General features: G+C 47.6%; 17 protein-coding genes and 1 pseudogene. 10 read left to right on the top strand and 8 right to left on the bottom strand.

The genetic code is table 11. From position 1 onward, the window contains the following. The 5 genes and pseudogenes from ACEW8S_RS16750 to ACEW8S_RS16730 form a co-directional block, all read left to right on the top strand. A pseudogene (locus ACEW8S_RS16750) lies at positions 1-436 on the top strand (phenylalanine--tRNA ligase subunit alpha); the annotation flags it as partial. A gap of 88 nt (positions 437-524) precedes the next feature. Continuing rightward, on the top strand, positions 525-920 hold the full coding sequence (locus ACEW8S_RS16745) for a hypothetical protein (protein ID WP_373519265.1): 396 nt from the start codon (positions 525-527) through the stop codon (positions 918-920). Between the two features lie 176 nt (positions 921-1,096). Then, a complete protein-coding gene (locus ACEW8S_RS16740; RefSeq protein WP_373519264.1) occupies positions 1,097-2,239 on the top strand; it encodes an efflux RND transporter periplasmic adaptor subunit in 1,143 nt (380 codons plus the stop codon). Between the two features lie 21 nt (positions 2,240-2,260). Beyond that, positions 2,261-5,419, top strand: a complete 3,159-nt coding sequence (locus tag ACEW8S_RS16735; protein WP_373519263.1) for an efflux RND transporter permease subunit — start codon at positions 2,261-2,263, stop codon at positions 5,417-5,419. A gap of 1 nt (position 5,420) precedes the next feature. Continuing rightward, positions 5,421-6,821, top strand: a complete 1,401-nt coding sequence (locus tag ACEW8S_RS16730; protein WP_373519262.1) for an efflux transporter outer membrane subunit — start codon at positions 5,421-5,423, stop codon at positions 6,819-6,821. A gap of 53 nt (positions 6,822-6,874) precedes the next feature. Here the strand turns inward: ACEW8S_RS16730 and ACEW8S_RS16725 are convergent, their stop codons facing one another. Beyond that, positions 6,875-7,351: a CYTH domain-containing protein gene (locus tag ACEW8S_RS16725; protein WP_373519261.1), complete on the bottom strand. Its 477-nt coding sequence runs from the start codon at positions 7,349-7,351 to the stop codon at positions 6,875-6,877. 64 nt (positions 7,352-7,415) lie between these two features. Between ACEW8S_RS16725 and dinB the strand changes: the two genes are divergently transcribed. Then, positions 7,416-8,516, top strand: a complete 1,101-nt coding sequence (dinB, locus tag ACEW8S_RS16720; protein WP_373519260.1) for a DNA polymerase IV — start codon at positions 7,416-7,418, stop codon at positions 8,514-8,516. Between the two features lie 7 nt (positions 8,517-8,523). Here dinB and arfB read toward each other — a convergent pair whose 3' ends face one another. The 7 genes from arfB to ACEW8S_RS16685 form a co-directional block, all read right to left on the bottom strand. Further along, on the bottom strand, positions 8,524-8,928 hold the full coding sequence (gene arfB / locus ACEW8S_RS16715) for an alternative ribosome rescue aminoacyl-tRNA hydrolase ArfB (protein WP_373519259.1): 405 nt from the start codon (positions 8,926-8,928) through the stop codon (positions 8,524-8,526). Beyond that, a complete protein-coding gene (locus ACEW8S_RS16710) occupies positions 8,928-9,911 on the bottom strand; it encodes an ABC transporter ATP-binding protein (protein ID WP_373519258.1) in 984 nt (327 codons plus the stop codon). Before ACEW8S_RS16710 ends, arfB begins: the two co-directional genes overlap by 1 nt. A gap of 79 nt (positions 9,912-9,990) precedes the next feature. Next, positions 9,991-12,147 carry a prolyl oligopeptidase family protein gene (locus ACEW8S_RS16705; RefSeq protein WP_373519257.1) on the bottom strand — a complete coding sequence of 719 codons (2,157 nt, stop codon included), beginning with the start codon at positions 12,145-12,147 and terminating at the stop codon, positions 9,991-9,993. 120 nt (positions 12,148-12,267) lie between these two features. After that, a complete protein-coding gene (locus ACEW8S_RS16700; protein ID WP_373519256.1) occupies positions 12,268-13,257 on the bottom strand; it encodes an aspartate-semialdehyde dehydrogenase in 990 nt (329 codons plus the stop codon). Positions 13,258-13,596: 339 nt separating this feature from the next. Beyond that, positions 13,597-14,007: a large conductance mechanosensitive channel protein MscL gene (gene mscL, locus ACEW8S_RS16695; RefSeq protein ID WP_373519255.1), complete on the bottom strand. Its 411-nt coding sequence runs from the start codon at positions 14,005-14,007 to the stop codon at positions 13,597-13,599. Between the two features lie 86 nt (positions 14,008-14,093). Then, positions 14,094-15,200 (bottom strand): alanine racemase, encoded by a 1,107-nt coding sequence (gene alr / locus ACEW8S_RS16690; RefSeq protein WP_373519254.1) that lies wholly within the window; start codon positions 15,198-15,200, stop codon positions 14,094-14,096. Beyond that, positions 15,193-15,837, bottom strand: coding sequence for a thymidine kinase (locus tag ACEW8S_RS16685; RefSeq protein WP_373519253.1), 645 nt, complete (start codon positions 15,835-15,837; stop codon positions 15,193-15,195). The genes alr and ACEW8S_RS16685 overlap by 8 nt, the downstream gene beginning before the upstream one ends. A gap of 222 nt (positions 15,838-16,059) precedes the next feature. Here ACEW8S_RS16685 and ACEW8S_RS16680 point away from each other — a divergent pair, with 222 nt between their 5' ends. The 4 genes from ACEW8S_RS16680 to ACEW8S_RS16665 all read left to right on the top strand — a co-directional run. Next, positions 16,060-16,749 (top strand): hypothetical protein, encoded by a 690-nt coding sequence (locus ACEW8S_RS16680; protein WP_373519252.1) that lies wholly within the window; start codon positions 16,060-16,062, stop codon positions 16,747-16,749. Between the two features lie 93 nt (positions 16,750-16,842). Next, complete coding sequence (gene rsmI / locus ACEW8S_RS16675) at positions 16,843-17,514, top strand: 16S rRNA (cytidine(1402)-2'-O)-methyltransferase (RefSeq protein WP_373519251.1); 672 nt, start codon at positions 16,843-16,845, stop codon at positions 17,512-17,514. A 34-nt stretch (positions 17,515-17,548) separates the two neighbouring features. Further along, complete coding sequence (locus tag ACEW8S_RS16670; protein ID WP_373519250.1) at positions 17,549-18,118, top strand: uracil-DNA glycosylase family protein; 570 nt, start codon at positions 17,549-17,551, stop codon at positions 18,116-18,118. Positions 18,119-18,254: 136 nt separating this feature from the next. Beyond that, the coding region (locus tag ACEW8S_RS16665; protein WP_373519249.1) for a nuclear transport factor 2 family protein at positions 18,255-18,486 on the top strand (232 nt) is incomplete at its 3' end.

Genomic DNA, 18,486 nt, shown 5'->3' with positions numbered 1-18,486 from the left:
GGCCATCTCGGCGCGCTCGCACTGCTTCTTCCATCAAGTGGAAGGGTTATATATCGATAAGGACGTATCCTTTGCCGACCTGAAACAGACGCTACAGTTTTTTACCACAGAACTTTTTGGGAAATCCAAGATTCGATTACGCCCATCCTATTTCCCATTTACAGAACCCAGTGCAGAGGTCGATGTCTATTGGGGTTTGGAGACCGAGACCGATTACCGCATGACCAAGGGTACCGGATGGTTAGAGATTATGGGCTGCGGGATGGTAGACCCCAATGTGTTGGACAACTGCGGTATCGATTCAAAGGAATATTCGGGTTTTGCCTTCGGAATGGGCATCGATAGAATCGCCCTTTTGCTGCACCAGATTTCCGATATCCGCCTATTGAGCGAGAACGATGTCCGGTTTTTGGAGCAATTCAGGAGTGCATTGTAAATCCATTTTAACTACGAAAGTTTGGGAATTCCTATAGTAACCAGTAAAAATTTTGTTCTCTTTTATAGGATGGGGGCAAGGAAAGATCATGAAAAAAGATATCGAAATACCGATTGCCAAAGACGTTCATGTGGCCATCATACATGAATGGAACGATGAATTTCTTTCAAAGGATTGGAATGCCTATATCATCAACGGCAGAAGCACACCCATTGAAATGGTACTGGTAGTCTCCAAGGGTTTTGAAGCGGATCGAAAAACCTCGACCATGCGCCACGGAATTGGGTCTGTAGGGCCGAAATCCTTCAAAAGGATAGAATTGGTACAAGAGGATGTACTTGGCCTGAACAATGAATTCTTCGTTACTTTCTTTGCAGGGAACAAACTCTATGAAAGGCGGTTTGTATTCCCTAAGAATTCAGTCAAACAGAGTGCTATTAAACCCATACCTATCATTGAAAGGGATGGTATTTTGGCAAAGTGACCATTCTTCACGCCCTTAACGATCAATTAACTTTAACGGCTCGGTGGGTTACCCTACCCATCGTAATTTTATGGTTTAAACTCGATTTTGCGGCACCTGTTTAGGTCGTTGTGTCAATAGAAGAAATACGTAAACATCATACTGACGAGGCCAAAAACGATTAATCTTGAATTGAAATGAAAAAATCCATACACTCCTATCACACGTTATTTCTGGTAAGCATCTTATGTTTAACGGGATGCGGAAACGGCAATGGGGAACAGAAATCGGGTGGTGCGGGACAAAAACAACAGACCCCCTATTTTTCCGTCACCGAGATTCCCTTAAAAACCGTAACCGCCTTTACTACGTACCCGTCCAGTATAGAGGGCATCGTGAACAGTGAGGTCAGGGCTAAGGTCAGCGGCTATATCACTCAGGTACTCGTCGATGAGGGCCAAAAGGTACGCAGGGGGCAGACCCTTTTCAAGCTCGAGACCCAGTCGCTGAACCAAGATGCCGCGGCGGCAGAGGCCAACGTGAACGCCGCCCAGGTAGAGGTGGATAAACTAAAGCCCTTGGTCGAAAAAAACATCATCAGCGAGGTACAGATAGAGACCGCTAAAGCGCAATTGCAGCAGGCCAAAAGTAATTACAGCAGTATCGCCGCCAATATCGGCTATGCCAATATCAAGAGTCCCGTTGACGGATATGTCGGCGAGATACGGCTTCGCAAGGGTTCGTTGGTCAGCCCGGGCAATCAAACCCCTTTGACCACGGTTTCCGATATCAGTAGGGTATATGCCTATTTTTCGATGAACGAAAGGGATTATATCTCCTTTTTGCGGAACGCCGAGGGCGAGGGTATTTCAGAAATCATAAAAAACCTGCCCAAGGTACAATTGGTTCTGCCGGATGGTAGCGAATATGAAGAGGAAGGCACCATAGAAACAATCAATTCGCAGGTAAGTTCGACAACGGGAGCCGTTTCGTTCCGGGCGGTTTTTGATAATCCCGACCGGTTGCTGACCAACGGCAACAGTGGCAAGATCAAGGTGCCCAAAATCTATGAGGATGCCGTTGTCGTGCCCAAAACGGCAACTTTCGAACGCCAAGGAAGTACCTATGTGTACAAGGTCGGCCAAGACAGTATGGCGACCGCCGCCCAAATAGATGTCGAAAAAGAGGTAGACAATCTGTATGTCGTTAGTTCGGGCCTAAAAAAGGATGATCGTATTGTAGGAAAGGGCGTGGCCAAACTTAGTGGGGAGACCAAGATCAACCCACAAGAAACCCCTTTCGACAGTATCGCCAAGCCTATAGACCAAGTATTCCGGTAACTATCGTAGAAATAGAACACTATGCTAAAAACATTTATAGAACGGCCCGTACTCTCCACGGTAATATCAATCATCATCGTTATTCTAGGTATTTTAGGGGTGACGACCTTGCCGATTACCCAATACCCAGATATTGCGCCGCCGACCATTCAGGTAAGTGCGACCTACCCGGGTGCCAATGCGGAAACGATCTTGGAAAGTGTGGTCATTCCCCTGGAGGAACAAATCAACGGGGTTGAAGGGATGACCTATATTACCTCAACGGCCACCAATAGCGGTACCGCTACAATCCAGGTTTTTTTCGATCAGGAAGTAGATCCCGATATTGCCGCGGTAAACGTACAGAACCGGGTGGCGCGTGCCAATCCCCTTTTACCACAGGCCGTACTTCAGACGGGGGTCACCACACAAAAGCAGCAGAGCAGTGCGCTGATGTTTTTGTCCGTTTATAGTAGCAACGAGGATTATGACGACACTTTCATCCAAAATTACCTAAAGATCAACGTAATACCTGAGATACAGCGGGTCAACGGAGTGGGCAACGTCAACGTTTTCGGAGGGAAGGACTACGCCATGCGCATTTGGCTCAAGCCCGAAAAATTGGCCGCCTATAACCTGATTCCCACAGACGTTACTGCGGCCCTGAACGAACAGAGCCTAGAGGCGGCCGCGGGCTCCCTTGGGGAAAACAACGGCGAGGCCTTTTCGTACACCATTAAGTACGGGGGCAGGTTCAAGACCGAGGCCCAATATAGCGATATCGTAATCAAGGCCTTGGGCAACGGCGATTTTTTAAGGCTCAGCGATGTCGCCGACATCGAGCTGGGCGCCCAATCGTATTCCGCCAGTTCGGTGACCAAAGGATTTCCCGCAGTAAGTATGGGTATCTATCAGACCAAGGGATCCAATGCCCGTGAAATTATCGATGAGGTAAAGCAGGTACTGGACAATGTCAGGGAGGAATTGCCCGATGGCATGGATATTTTCATCCCCTATGATACGAACAATTTCCTGAACGCTTCCATCGAAAAGGTGGTCACTACGCTTGTGGAGGCCTTTTTGTTGGTGTTTTTGGTGGTCTTTATTTTTTTACAGGATTTTCGATCCACTCTTATTCCTGCCATTGCCGTACCCGTATCCATAATCGGAACGTTTTTCTTTTTGAACCTCTTCGGTTACTCCATCAACCTGTTGACCCTTTTTGCCTTGGTCCTGGCCATCGGTATCGTGGTAGATGATGCCATCGTGGTCGTGGAGGCCGTACATGCGAAAATCGATGCCGGCGAAGAAAATCCAAAAAAGGCAAGTCTTGACGCGATGCACGAAATTTCGGGGGCCATTATTTCGATAACACTTGTAATGGCGGCCGTTTTTATACCCGTCACATTCGTGCAGGGGCCTACCGGGGTATTTTATGAGCAGTTCGGGGTCACCCTGATCGTGGCTATCGCAATTTCGGCAGTGAACGCCCTTACCTTGAGTCCCGCGCTCTGTGCCCTGTTTTTAAAGGGACATGACGAAAAGGAAAACAAAAAGGGAAAAAAACCAGGATTCGTCCAGCGCTTTTTTGACGGATTCAACCGGGGCTTCGGCGCAACGGTAAAAAAGTATGGCAAATCGGTGCATTTTCTGTACCGGAACAAATGGATTACCGCAGTTATCCTGATTTTGGCGGGAGTCGGCATTTGGTGGTCCGCATCTACCTTGAAGACCGGTTTTGTGCCCGATGAGGACCGGGGCATCATCTTCTTGAATGTCGAGCTCCCCCCCGGGTCATCCATAGACCGGACCCACCAAGTGAACCAAGAACTTTATGAAGGCCTAATAAAAATACCCGGTGTCCAAGCCGGTACGGTGGTCGAGGGCAGAAGTTTTTTAGGAGGTGCAGGCAGTAATTTCGGGCTTGGATTTATGCGATTGGAAGATTGGGACGAGCGTGATGCGGATTCCCTCTCCATCGAAACCATTACGGACAAGATGTTCGGGGTGGCCGCCCAGATTCCCGAAGCGAACATCGTATTCTTCGCACCGCCCAGTATACCCGGTTTCGGAAGTTCTGCGGGTGTGGAGGTGAACTTGCTCGACCGTTCCGGGGGCACTTTTAACGAACTCGACGAAACCAATCAAGAGTTTATCGGAAAGTTGGACCAACGCCCCGAAATCCAATATGCCCAATCATCCTTCAACACCAAATATCCGCAGTACGAGATAGAGCTCAACGTACCCCGTGCCAAAGAATTAGGGGTTTCGATAAACAGTATCTTTTCAACGCTTCAGGGATATATAGGCAGTATTTTTGCAACGGATTTTTCCCGTTTCGGTAAACAGTACCGTGTTTATGTGCAGGCATTGCCCGAAGACCGCGCCGACAAATCAGACCTCGACCAGCTGTACGTGCGTACCGACAGCGGCGAAATGACGCCAATAACCGAGTTTTTAGAACTAAAGAGGGTATACGGGCCGCAATCGGTGACCCGGTTCAATCTGTTCAACTCGACCACCGTTACCGCCGCGCCCAATCCGGGGTTCAGTTCCGGTGACGCGATCAAGGCCGTGCAGGAAGTGGCCGAAGAGCTGCCCGGCAATTACACAACCGCCTATTCCGGGCTTACCCGCGAAGAGGTGAACGCCGGCAACCAGACGACCACGATATTTATGTTGTCGATCTTGTTCGTCTATTTTTTGTTGGCGGCGCAATATGAAAGCTATCTGTTACCCTTTTCCATACTGCTTTCCTTGCCCCTGGGTGTTTTTGGGGCTTACATTACCACCCAACTGACCGGCTTGCAGAACAACATCTATTTTCAGATCGCATTGATCATGTTGCTGGGGCTATTGGCCAAAAACGCTATCTTGATCGTGGAGTTCGCGCTACAGCGAAGACGGAGGGGCGAATCGATTTTAGATGCTGCCGTAAATGGGGCGGAAGCTAGGCTTAGGCCCATCCTCATGACCTCCTTTGCCTTTATCCTTGGACTGATGCCCCTGGTGCTGGCCAGTGGCGTGGGTGCCAAGGGAAACCGATCCATCGGTACGGGCGCGGTCGGTGGCCTGCTAATCGGTACGGTATTGGGCGTATTTGTTATTCCCATCCTCTTTATCCTCTTCCAATGGCTACAGGAAAAGATTTCCGGCAATCCTTCCCAAAAACAAATTGAGAACACTGAACAAAACGCATAGAATGAAAATATCAAGAATGTATCCTTGGCTACTTTTGATGGTGGTGCCGATATTTCTAATTTCCTGTTTTGCCGCCAAGAATTATGAACGGCCGGAAGTGGTCGACGAGGCTGGTTTCCGAACGGATAACCTGCCCCAGGACAGTATGACCATGGCCACGGTCTCCTGGAAGGAATTGTTCACGGATACCACCCTACAAGGTCATATCACGGAAGGCTTGGTAGAAAATATCGATATCCGCATCGCCCTACAGCGTATTTTGGCGGCAGAGGCCTATGTCAAACAGGGCAGGGCCGGCTTTCTGCCTACTTTGCAAGGTTCCGCCCAATACACCCATCAAGAACTTTCGGGCAACAGCCAGTTCGGAGCCATGTTTCCGTCGTTGGACCAGTACCAGATAAGTGGCGGACTCTCATGGGAGGCCGATATCTGGGGAAAGATCCGCAGCAATAAAAGGGCCTTTCAGGCCGGTTACTTGCAGAGTGTAGCGGCACACCAGGCCGTTAAGACCGATTTGATCGCCAATATCGCGACCCTATATTATCAGCTGTTGTCATTGGATGAACAGGTGCGAATCACCGAAGAAACCGTTAGGACCCGTAAAAACTCGCTCGAAACTACCCAGGCCCTTAAAGAAGCAGGAAACGTCACTGCGGTGGCCGTAAAGCAGACCGAAGCACAGTTTTACACGGCGCAGGGTATCCTGATTGATCTGACCAACCAGACCCGTCTGGTCGAAAACACCCTTTCCATTCTACTCGGTAGGGAGCCCGGCGACATTCAGCGCACCTCGCTTGAAAAACAGGAAATCACGACGGACCTGAACGTCGGCGTTCCGATTCAGTTGTTACGAAACCGCCCCGATGTCATTGCCGCGGAATACGATCTTGTAAATGCCTTCGAATTGACCAATGTGGCACGCAGCAATTTTTATCCGTCCCTGACCCTAAGCGCAACGGGCGGATTGCAAAGTCTTGATTTTAGCCAGCTTTTTGATTCTACCTCCCTTTTTGCCAACATCATGTCTAGCCTTACACAGCCTATTTTCAATGGTAGAACGATTCGTACCCAGTACGAAGTCTCACAGGCGCAACAGGAAGAGGCCCGATTAAACTTTCGGCGGGCTATCTTGACGGCAAGTAAAGAGGTGTCCGACGCGCTATACAGTTACGGGGCGTCTACCGAAAAAATCGAGATCAAGAATAAAGAATTTGAAGCCTATTCCATCGCGACCGAGTACTCCGAGCAGCTGCTGAACAACGGTCTGGCAAACTATTTGGAGGTGCTCAACGCACGGGAAAATGCCTTAGGTTCGAATCTCGACCTTATCGATGCGAAATTCAGCCAGTTGCAGTCCATGGTCAACTTGTACGAAGCGGTCGGGGGCGGATGGCAGGAATAAAAACCCCAAATCCCAAAACCCAGACTCCACAATGTTGTGTCGGGGTGACGTGGTTAACGTTGGCCCCACTGTGAGAATGGATGCTTACTCAATTGTGAATTGTAATACTTGGCATTTCCGGTAACCTCCTCCCCGAGCCAATCGGGCCTGTCGAAAGGCTCGTTTTCATTTTGGAGCTCGATTTCGGCAAGGGTCAATCCCTGGTTCACGCCATCGAATACGTCAACCTCGAAAAGATGCTTTCCTTTTTCGATCAGGTAGCGCCTTTTTTCGATAATGCCCGGTTCGCAGATTTCCAAAAGCATTTCTGCCTCTTCTACAGGGATATCTTTTTCCCATTCGAATCTTGTGGTACCTGTTCTGTTCGATTTCCCCTTAACTGTCAAGAAACCGTAATTCCCTTGGATACGCACACGAACGGTACGCTCTGGATGCGTATTTAAAAAGCCCTGTACGATTCTTTGATTCACTTTGGCTTCCGTTTTAAATGTTTCGGAGGTGACTAAAAATTTGCGTTCGATTTCAATCATATCTTCGTACTAAAAAGGTCTGTAACGTTGACTCCGAAGCCTAAGATAAGTCTTAAATTTGTATATGGCCGACGATTTTATAATGCGAAAGATCATCCACGTCGATATGGATGCCTTTTACGCCTCCGTGGAGCAACTGGATAACCCTGAGCTTCTGGGAAAGCCCATCGCTGTCGGCGGCAGCTCGCAGCGTGGGGTGGTGGCAGCGGCAAGCTATGAGGCCAGAAAGTTCGGGGTTCGAAGCGCTATGAGCAGTGTATTGGCCAAACGGAATTGCCCCGAACTTATTTTCGTTAAAGCTCGATTCGATAGGTACAAGGAAATCTCAAAGAAGATCCGAAAAGTATTTCACGAGTATACCGACCTTGTCGAAACACTTTCTTTGGACGAGGCCTATCTGGATGTCACCGTGAACAAAAAAGGAAACCCATCGGCGACTTTGATCGCCAAGGAGATCCGACAAAGGATTTTTGAGGAAACGGGACTAAATGCATCCGCTGGTATCTCCATCAACAAGTTTATTGCCAAGGTCGCCAGTGACATCAACAAACCGAACGGACAAAAAACCGTTAATCCCGAAGAGGTGCTTCAGTTTTTGGAGGCGCTGGAAATCCGAAAATTTTATGGTGTTGGAAAGGTCACGTCCGAAAAGATGTACGGCCTGGGCATTTTTACCGGGAGAGATCTAAAGCAAAAATCGCTGGAGTTTTTGGAGGACAACTTCGGAAAAAGCGGCAGTTACTACTACCACGTCGTTCGTGGGATACACCATAGTGAAGTAAAGCCGCATCGCATTCCGAAATCGGTAGGGGCGGAGCGTACGTTCAGCGAAAACCTGAGCAGCGAGATCTTTATGCTCGAACGCCTGGAACATATCGCCGAAGAACTGGAGCGCCGACTTAAAAAATCGAACATTGCCGGGAAGACCGTGACCCTGAAAATTAAGTACAGCGACTTTACGCTGAACACCCGCAGCAAAACATTATCCTATTTTATAGCAGATAAACATCTGATTCTGGAAACGGCAAAGGAGCTTTTGTATCAAGAAGAACTTCAGAATTCAGTTCGATTGTTGGGCATTTCGTTGGCCAATCTGAATACTGGGGATGTAAAGGCGAAACAAAAGGAAGAAACGGTTTCGGTACAGTTGAAGTTTGATTTTTGACTGGGACTTATCGCATATCCGGCGGCTGCCGTCTTGCCTTTTTTTCCGCATTTTTCTTCTTCGATTTCAACCGCTTTTCGATCGCAGACTTTTTGGGTTTGGTCTTTCGGCGTTTTTTGGGTACCCGTAGCCCCGTTCGCAACGTTTCCAAAAACCGTTTGATGACCAGGTCTTTGTTCCGGTGCTGGCTTCGGGTCTCGTCACAGGATAAAAGCAGTATGTTTTCTTTGGTCAGCTTGCTACCGAGTTTTTGGTAGCAGCGCTCCTTTTCATTGGCGGAAAGGGCTTTGGACTTTTCGATGTTAAAACTAAGCTCGACCTTTGTAGAAACTTTATTGACGTGCTGTCCGCCAGCACCGCCACTCCTGACCGCCTTAAAATCCAATTCTTGTATGGCTATCGTTTTATGCATTACAAGGTGTCGGCCATCCTTTGGTTGATGGTCTCGATGGAAATATTCAGAAAAACCACCTTGCCACTTTCAAAGGGTGTGTGGTGGTGAAAGTAAATATCCTGTCCTTCATAAATACCGACAATCATAAAGTAATTCCCCATGTAGTAAGTTCCTTTTACAACAACTTCGAGTCCCGATCGGCCAGAGACCTTGAATTCATGTGCGTATACGATAATGCGTCGTTTGGTATCGGCATATGATTTTACAATGTTGATGGGAATTTTGTTGGCCTCGCCGAACAATGAGGCGATATAAAGATCTTTAGGGTGTTCATAAAGATTTTCCGGCGTATCCTCGGCGATAATATAACGATTTCTTAGCACGACGACCCGGTCGGCAAAAGGCAGCATATCGTTATGGTCGTGGGTGGCGGTCAACACGGTTATTTTCTTGCGTTTCAGATATCCGAAAAGGTTTCGCCGTAGTTCGTTCTTCCGGAAGTTATCGATGTGGCTAAAAGGTTCGTCCAACAACAAGACTTCCGGTTCTTGGGCAAGCACGCGGGCAAGTGCTACCCTTTGCTGTTGGCCGCCGCTGAGATACCTGACCTTGGTATCGGCGAAATCTGTCATTTCGAGCATCTCCAACAGTTCAAAACTACGGGCCTTCATTTCCTCGGGCTCAAAAACGGACAGAAATTCACTGATGTTCTCCTCGACCGTAGTGTAGGGCATCAGGTCAAAATCTTGGGAAAGATATTTCATATAAGGCTCTCCGGGCACCAAATTGTGCAGGGGCCCGAGTACTTGGGTATCGTTCCAGTATACCTCACCAATCTTGATCTGCAGCAGGCCATAGATAATCTTTAGCAGCGTGCTTTTGCCACAACCGCTTTCGCCGATTATCGATATGTGCTCACCTTTGGCCACTTTGAGGTTGATATTCTCCAATACGGGAATATCGTTATCGTAGGCAAAGGAAACATGGTCAATATGTAGCATACTGATGTGTTCGGTGAACTGTTAAAAATCCGGCTTTACAAGAAACGGATTTCCATTAAAAATTTTGATGTCCAAAAGATTATTCTTTGAACTCTTTCAATACCTTTTGATTCGGCAGTTCGCGGAACCCCATATTGTAAAATGTGAAGCCGAAGATATCGGCGTACTGCCCGATGGTTTTGCTTACCGGAGTTCCGGCACCGTGACCGGCATTGGTCTCAATACGGATAAGGGTGGGATTGTCCCCAGCTTGTTTTTCCTGCAATTCGGCCGCGAACTTAAAGCTGTGGGCAGGTACGACCCGGTCATCGTGATCACCGGTGGTTATCAAGGTTGCCGGATACTCGGTACCTTCCCTGATATTGTGTACGGGCGAGTAGCCTTTAAGGTAGTCGAACATTTCTTTACTGTCCTCGGCCGTACCGAAATCATAGGCCCATCCCGCACCGGCAGTAAAAGTATGGTAGCGCAGCATGTCCATGACGCCCACCGCCGGAAGTGCCACCTGCATCAAATCGGGGCGCTGTGTCATGGCCGCACCGACCAAAAGTCCGCCGTTGCTGCCACCACGAACGGCCAAATAGTCGGAAGCCGTGTATTTACTGTCGATAAGGTATTCCGCTGCCGCTATAAAATCATCGAAAACGTTCTGTTTCTTCATTTTGATACCCGCTTCGTGCCATTTTTTACCGTATTCGCCACCCCCGCGGATGTTCGGCACCGCATAGATACCGCCTTGTTCCATCCAAACGGTGTTGGCTATACTGAAAGAGGGGGTAATACTGATGTTAAACCCTCCATAGGCATATAGGATGGTCGGGTTCTTACCGTTCAGCTCGAGTCCCTTTTTATGGGTGATGATCATGGGGATTTCCGTGCCGTCCTTGGACGTATAAAAAACTTGTTTTGACTCGTAATCGTCGGATTTAAAGTCGATTTCAGGTTTCCAGTACAAATCGTATTCGCCGCTCTCTACGTTATATTTATAGGAGGAGCCGGGCGTAATATAATTGGTGAAGGAAAAATAAAAGTCCTTGTCTTCTTTCTTCCCGCCAAAACCGGAAGCGCTGCCGACTCCCGGAAGCTTTATTTCCCGGACCATATTGCCTTCGTAATCATACTGCATCACTTTGGAGACGGCATCGACCATATATTCCGTGAAAATATAGCCGCCGCCTGTGCCCGGGGAAAGTACGTTTTCCGTTTCCGGGATGAAATCCTTCCAGTTTTCTGGGGTAGGTTTGGCAGCATCTACCGTTATTATTTTGTTGTTCGGGGCGTTTCTGTTGGTAACAATATAAAGCTTCGAATCGACGTTATCGATGAGGTAGTTATCCGATTCCGTATCCGATACGATGGGAATCAGCAGTCCGTTCGGATCCTGTAGATCTTTGATAAAAAGCTTGTTTCCAGAAGTAGAGGTCGCTGCGGAGAGCGTCAAATAGCGTTGGTCATCACTGACCGAAGCCCCGATATAACGGTGTTTCTCCTCGGGCCTTTCCCCATATACCAATCGGTCTTCTTTTTGCGGCGTTCCCAGTTTATGGAAATACACCTTGTGTTGGTCGGTCTTGGCGGAAAGTTCACTGCCTTCGGGCTTGTCGTAGCTGGAGTAATAGAATCCTTCTTTGCCTTTCCATGCCAGCCCGCTAAACTTGATATCGGTCAGGGTGTCCTCTACGATTTCCATGGATTCAGTATCGAGAACGATGGCCTTGCGCCAGTCGCTGCCGCCCTCGGAAATCAGGTAACCGGCCAAGGAACCGTCTTTGGTGAAGCTTAGTCCCGCAAGCGAGGTGGTACCATCGTCCGAGAACGTATTGGGGTCCAAGAATACCTCTGGCTCCGCTTCATCCTTTTGTCGATAGACGACAAACTGGTCTTGAAGTCCGTCGTTTTTATAGAAATAGGTGTAGTCGCCTTCCTTAAATGGGGACCCTAGCTTTTCGTAGTTCCAAAGTTTTTCCAACCTTTCTTTTAAAGCCTCTCGAAAGGGGATTTTCTCTAAATAGCCAAACGTGACCTTATTTTCTGCTTCGACCCAGGCCTCCGTTTCTGCGCTACGGTCGTCTTCTAGCCAGCGATACGGGTCTTTGACCTTGGCGTCGAAATACGTATCTACGGAATCAACTTTTTTGGTATTGGGATAGTTCACTGCGATGGTCTCTTTTTTTTCGGTCGTCTCGCAGGCGATAAGTAGTGTACCTGCAATGCCCAATACGATTAGTTTTTTCATTTTCGGATGGATTATGATGTGCTAAAAATACCAATAGGAAATGGAGGGGCGGTGGCTTTTAACCTAAAATTCTGAAAAAGGAAAAACGTAGCAAATAGCGGGGAATTGAACCCAAGGTGATTAAACCAATCGGTTTTCGATTAAATACTCCGCAATCTGCACCGCATTGGTGGCCGCACCCTTTCTAAGGTTATCGGATACGATCCACATGTTCAAGGTATTAGGCTGGGTCTCATCGCGCCGGATACGGCCGACAAACACATCGTCCTTATCGTGCGCGTAGAGGGGCATGGGGTAGGTGTTAGTATCGGGATTGTCCTGAACCGTCACCCCGGGTGTGTCGTTCAGCAGATTACGGATATCGTTCAGGTCGAAATCTTCCAGAAATTCTACATTGACCGATTCTGAATGCCCTCCGGAGGTAGGAATCCGTACGGCAGTAGCACTGACGGAAAAGCTTCTGTCATCCAATATTTTTTGTGGTTCGCGGGCGAGTTTCATCTCTTCTTTGGTGTAGCCATTTTCCAAGAAAACATCGCAGTGGGGAAGGGCGTTACGATTGATGGGATAGGGGTAGGCCATTTCGCCCTGTATACCGGCCATTTCGTTCTCAAGTTGCTTCACTGCCTTGACACCCGTTCCGGATACCGATTGGTATGTCGAGATGACGACGCGCTTCATCTTGTACTTTTTATGCAGCGGCGCCAATGCCATGACCAGTTGGATTGTAGAACAGTTGGGATTAGCAATGATTTTGTCGGCTTTGGTCAAGGCATCCGCGTTGATTTCGGGAACCACCAATTTCTTGTCCGTATCCATACGCCATGCAGAGGAGTTGTCGATTACGGTCGTACCTGCCTTCGCAAATTTTGGCGCCCACTCCAGCGAAGTATCCCCGCCAGCGGAAAAGATGGCGATATTGGGTCGGGCCGCGACCGCTTCCGCCAAGCCTATAATGGTATAATCCGTTCCTTTGTAGGACAGCTTTTTGCCCACGGAACGCTCCGAAGCGACCAGCAACATTTCCGTAATCGGAAAATTACGCTCGGCCAATACTTTCAACATCACTTCGCCAACCATTCCGGTGGCGCCTACGACGGCTAATTTCATCTTGGGTTATTTAGAGCGGCAAATGTAGTTTAATATGGGGTATTGAGCAAGCTTACCTGCTGAAAAAAATAAAAATATAACAAAATGTTCAATTTGTAACAAATTTAAATTTTGGATAGAATTGGAACTTAATGGGACAGACCTTGCGGTTGTACTTCGACAAGTCTCAGTAACCGCAACGGGGGTTTGTTCTATCTGCCAATCAGATGCGATTTGGTATTTCTAAATACTACTTCATTAAAAAAACCGCCAACAGAAATTGCGAATTTCCATTTGCGGTTTAGGGTTAAAATGTACTGTAGCGGTGACATTCCGAACAAGACCGGAACACGAATGCTATTACTTCTGCTTTTTCAATTCATCGCGAATTTCGATTAGCAATTCTTCGGTGGTAGGCCCTGCCGGAGCTGGCTCAGGTTTTGGCTTACGGGTTTTGTTGTACGCCTTGACAATCATGAACAATACAAAGCCGACAATAAGCAAGTTGATGATCGAGTTGACCCAATTACCCCAGGCAACAACCGATCCGCCCACTTCCTTGGCCGCTTCAAGCGTGGCATAATTGCCTCCGTCTAAAGCGAAGAACAGGTCCGAGAAGTCGACGCCTCCCGTGAAATACCCAACGATAGGCATCATAATATCTGTAACAAATCCGTTGACGACAAGGCCGACGGCACCTGCCAATAGTACCGCGACCGCCAAATCAATGACATTGCCGGTCATAATGAAATTCTTAAATTCTTTCCACATGATTTTTGTGATTTTGATGGTTAATCGTTAATAAGTGCAATATTAGTAAAAAAAACGTTTCACAACGAAACGTTAATTCAGGTTTATCAAGGTAAAATCATCCTTTTTACGCGTTGGGAAATTCCTGTTAAAAGCTCGTACGATATGGTGGCGGCCCCTTTGGCGAACTGTTCCGCGGTGTGATTTCCCCCGAAGACAATGACCTCATCCCCTTCTTTACAGTTGATCTCGGTAATGTCTACCATAATCATATCCATACAGACATTGCCAACGATCGGCGCTTTGTTTCCGTGGATGGTCACATATGCCTTGCTGTTGCCATATTGTCTACCGATACCGTCTGCATGGCCGATGGGCAGGGTCGCTGTGACCCGAGGCGAATGGGTCACGAAGGCCCGGTTATACCCAATACTTTCACCGGCCGCAATAGTATGGATCTGTGAAATCACGGTTTTCAGGGTAGCCACGGGCCGCAGTTGTGTATCGATTTTGGCGTCGTTGCCGAACCCATAAAGGCCGATTCCGCTGCGCACCATATCATATTGGGCTTCGGGATGATTGATAATGCCCGAAGTGTTCAACAAATGCCGAAACGGATGGGCATCCAGTTTTTTACGGATTTCAAGGGATATTTTTTCAAAAGCCTCGATCTGATTCCGCGTGAATGCATTTTCATTGAGATCTTCGGAGGCTGCTAGATGGGAAAGGATGGAGACCGCTTTAATTTCTTTTCGGCCGTTCAGCTGTCCGGCGAGATAATCCACATCATTGCCTACAAACCCCAATCGATTGAGTCCTGTATTAAATTTTATGTGTACGGGATACGCTGTCTGCACCTGTCTTTTAGCAGCGTCCAGAAATTCCTCTAGAATTTTCGGGGAATACAGGCTAGGTTCCAAGCAGCGATCGATCATTTCATCAAAGCTGATGGGTAACGGGTGCAATACCAAAATGGGCGTCCGGATGCCGGCATCCCGCAGTACCACACCCTCCTTTACATAGGCAACGGCGAGATAATCCGCCCCCAAGGCTTCCAATTTTTTGGCAATGGTGATCGATTCGCTTCCGTAGGCAAAGGCTTTGACCACGCCTAAAAAGCGGGTTTCTGGTCTTAGTCGTCCTCTTAAATAACGATAGTTGTGTTCCAAGGCCCGAAGGTCGATCTCAAGAACGGTCTCGGTCGCTTTAGACATCCGATTTTTTTATGCTCGCGGTTACATCCTCTATATCAACATCCAAACGGCTCACCCTATCCTTCAGCATCGCCTTGTAAAAAGCCCCTCGGCTCAAAGGCTCATACGATTCCGTTTCCCCCAAAAGCACGAGGTCGTCGTTATTCGATTTCCGAAAGCTGTAATTGGCGAGATTACCGGTGCGGGTACAGATAGCATGCACTTTCGTCACATATTCCGCAGTCGCCATTAGGGCGGGCATGGGGCCGAAGGGGTTTCCCTTAAAATCCATATCGAGGCCCGCCACTACGACCCGAACGCCCTTGTTCGCCAAATCGTTGCATACGGTCACGATCTCATCGTCGAAAAATTGGGCCTCATCGATACCCACAACATCACAGGTGTCTCCCAAAATACGGATGTTGGCGGCAGCGGGAACGGCGGTAGAGCGGATTTCATTGGCATCGTGGGAAATCACCTTATCCCCATCATAGCGGGTATCGACAATAGGTTTGAAGATTTCGACGTTTTGCTTGGCGAATTTGGCACGCCTCAATCTGCGGATGAGCTCTTCGGTCTTTCCGGAGAACATAGAACCGGAGATAACCTCGATCCATCCGAATTGTTCCTTGGGGTTAACAGTATTTTCGAGAAACATTTTGTAATTTTAGAGACCGTTTTGAAGTCTATGATTGAATTTTTTATTGACTAATTTTAACGAAGTTATGTGCAAAAAGAGACATAAAAAAACAATCAATAGATTTTAAAACGGTCTCTTACACGAAAATACTAGGTTTTTCGTTAGTATCTATAGGATGCTGAAATTAGTAAAGTTATATACAAGATACATATTCAAAGTATCGGGAGAAAAAATTGCGACATGAAGAAAAGGCTGAAGGAAGAACTGCGGAAGTTATCCACCGATATCATCACTTCGCGCGACATGAACAACATCGGGGAGCTGTATGAGTCCGCCAAAAATTTATACGAAAAGTTGGCCGTTTTGCGGTTTATCGAAGAAAAATTGAACCATATCGAAGTCGATGCGTCCAAAAACGTCATTGCCGCCAAATTCGAGAAGATGGCCAATGCGGTACTCAGCGAAAACTCGTCGGTTCCGGAAAGCAATCCGCATGAAGAGGACATTATGATACCCGGTATCGACACCATCAAGGATATGGTCTCGGAAATGCCCGGTGATATTCCCGTAGACGAGGTTTTGGCGGAATTTTTGGGCAAACCGGAATACATGAAGAACGACAAGGAACTTTTCATGCCCCAGAAGGATATCACTACTAAAAAAGATATACGGACCAAATCGCTAAATGAAAAGGCCACGAACGCGGCCCTCAAGGTCGACCTGAACAACCGCTTGGCTTTTGTAAAGCATTTGTTCAGCGGTAGTACCGAAGATTACAACCGGGTGCTTTCGCAACTGAACACTATCGACAGCCATGAACGCTCGGTTTCGTTCATAGAGAATATGGTAAAGCCCGATTACAATCATTGGATGGGCAAGGAGGAATACGAAGAACGGTTTATGTACTTGATCGAGCGGAGGTTTTCGTAAGGATTTCCAGAAATATTCAATTCCCCTAAAAAAATGTAGCCGGAAGTCGCTAAACGATTTCCGGCTTCTTATTTTTACGTATGAACTAATTCAATGGGAAAATTATATGTAGTGCCGACCCCAATAGGCAATCTAGAGGATATGACCTTACGGGCCATCCGCATCTTAAAGCAAGTCGATATCATTCTTGCCGAAGATACCCGAACCAGCGGGAAGCTTTTGCAGCATTTTGAGATTACTACGCCGATGCAGTCCCACCACATGCACAATGAGCATAAAACGGTAGAAGGCTTGACAAAACGCTTGCAGGCCGGGGAGACCATGGCCCTAATTTCCGATGCGGGCACCCCGGCCATCTCCGACCCCGGATTTCTGTTGGTCCGCGCCTGTGTGGAACATCAAATCGAAGTGGACTGTCTTCCCGGAGCTACCGCTTTCGTACCTGCCTTGGTGAATAGCGGACTTCCCAACGATAAATTCGTTTTCGAGGGATTTCTTCCCCCTAAAAAAGGGCGACAGACCCGATTGAAATTCTTGGCCGAGGAGACGCGGACGATAATTTTTTATGAATCCCCCTATAAACTGCTGAAGACCCTTGCCGATATTGTGAATTATTTTGGAGCCGACCGGCCTGTTTCGGTTTCCCGTGAACTGAGCAAACTTTATGAAGAAACGGTTCGGGGTACTGCCGAGGAGGTTTTATGGCATTATACCGAAAAACCACCGAAGGGTGAGATTGTTCTGGTTGTTGGGGGGAGGAAATAGCTTGCTATTTCTATAGAGATCGATATGAAATGGGATGCAAAAATTACTCTCGGAAATAAGAAATTGTGAAGTCTGTAAGGCACACCTGCCTTTGGGGCCACGACCGATTATTGCTGCCGCTGAAAATTCTAGGATAGTTCTCGTCAGTCAGGCCCCCGGCCGGAAAGCCCACGCACAAAACAAGGCCTATGACGACCCCAGTGGAAGAAAACTTCGGGAATGGCTCGGTGTCACCGAAGAACAGTTCTATAATCCCGATAATTTCGCGATATTACCTATGGGATTTTGCTATCCGGGAAGGGGAAAGACCGGAGATATGCCCCCGAGACCCGAATGCGCGCCCTTATGGCACGATTTGGTTTGGCAGAATTTGAAACATGTTCGGTTGACCCTTTTGATCGGAAAATATGCACAGGACCAATATCTGGGGACTACCGCCAAAAAGAACCTCACCGAAAACGTGAGAAATTATACCGCTTTCTTACCGGATTATTTTCCAATTCCCCACCCTTCGCCTGTCAACCGTTTTTGGACACTAAAGAACCTCTGGTTCGAGGAGGATATTGTACCTGAGCTGCGAAAGCGGGTTTCAGAACTTTTATAGACTATAACTATAGGCCATCGGCTATTGGGAAGGCCTGGTTCGCGCAAGAATTTATTAATTAAAAGTTAAACGTTTGTATATACAAATATTGTATCGATTATGTTCGTATATTTAGTTAATCTTAAATCAATAATTTATGAGTTATAAAGAAAAAGCACAGGACATTTATCACCAATTACAACAAGGCAAACTTTTAGAGGCTTTCGACCAGTACTACGGAAAGGATATTGTCATGACCGAGCCTCGGGGCACAAGAAAAGGCAAGGCTGAATGTCGGGAGTACGAGGAGCAGTTTTTAGGTAGCATCGAAGAATTCCACTCCTTGGAAATCGTAAATTTAGGATCCAACGAAGATGAAGGCGTTACGT

It is taken from the genome of Pricia sp., assembly GCF_041745955.1.
Classification (GTDB): Bacteria; Bacteroidota; Bacteroidia; order Flavobacteriales; family Flavobacteriaceae; genus Pricia.
Note: the sequence above shows the minus strand (reverse complement) of the source record. Positions and strands in the feature narration are given on the sequence as shown.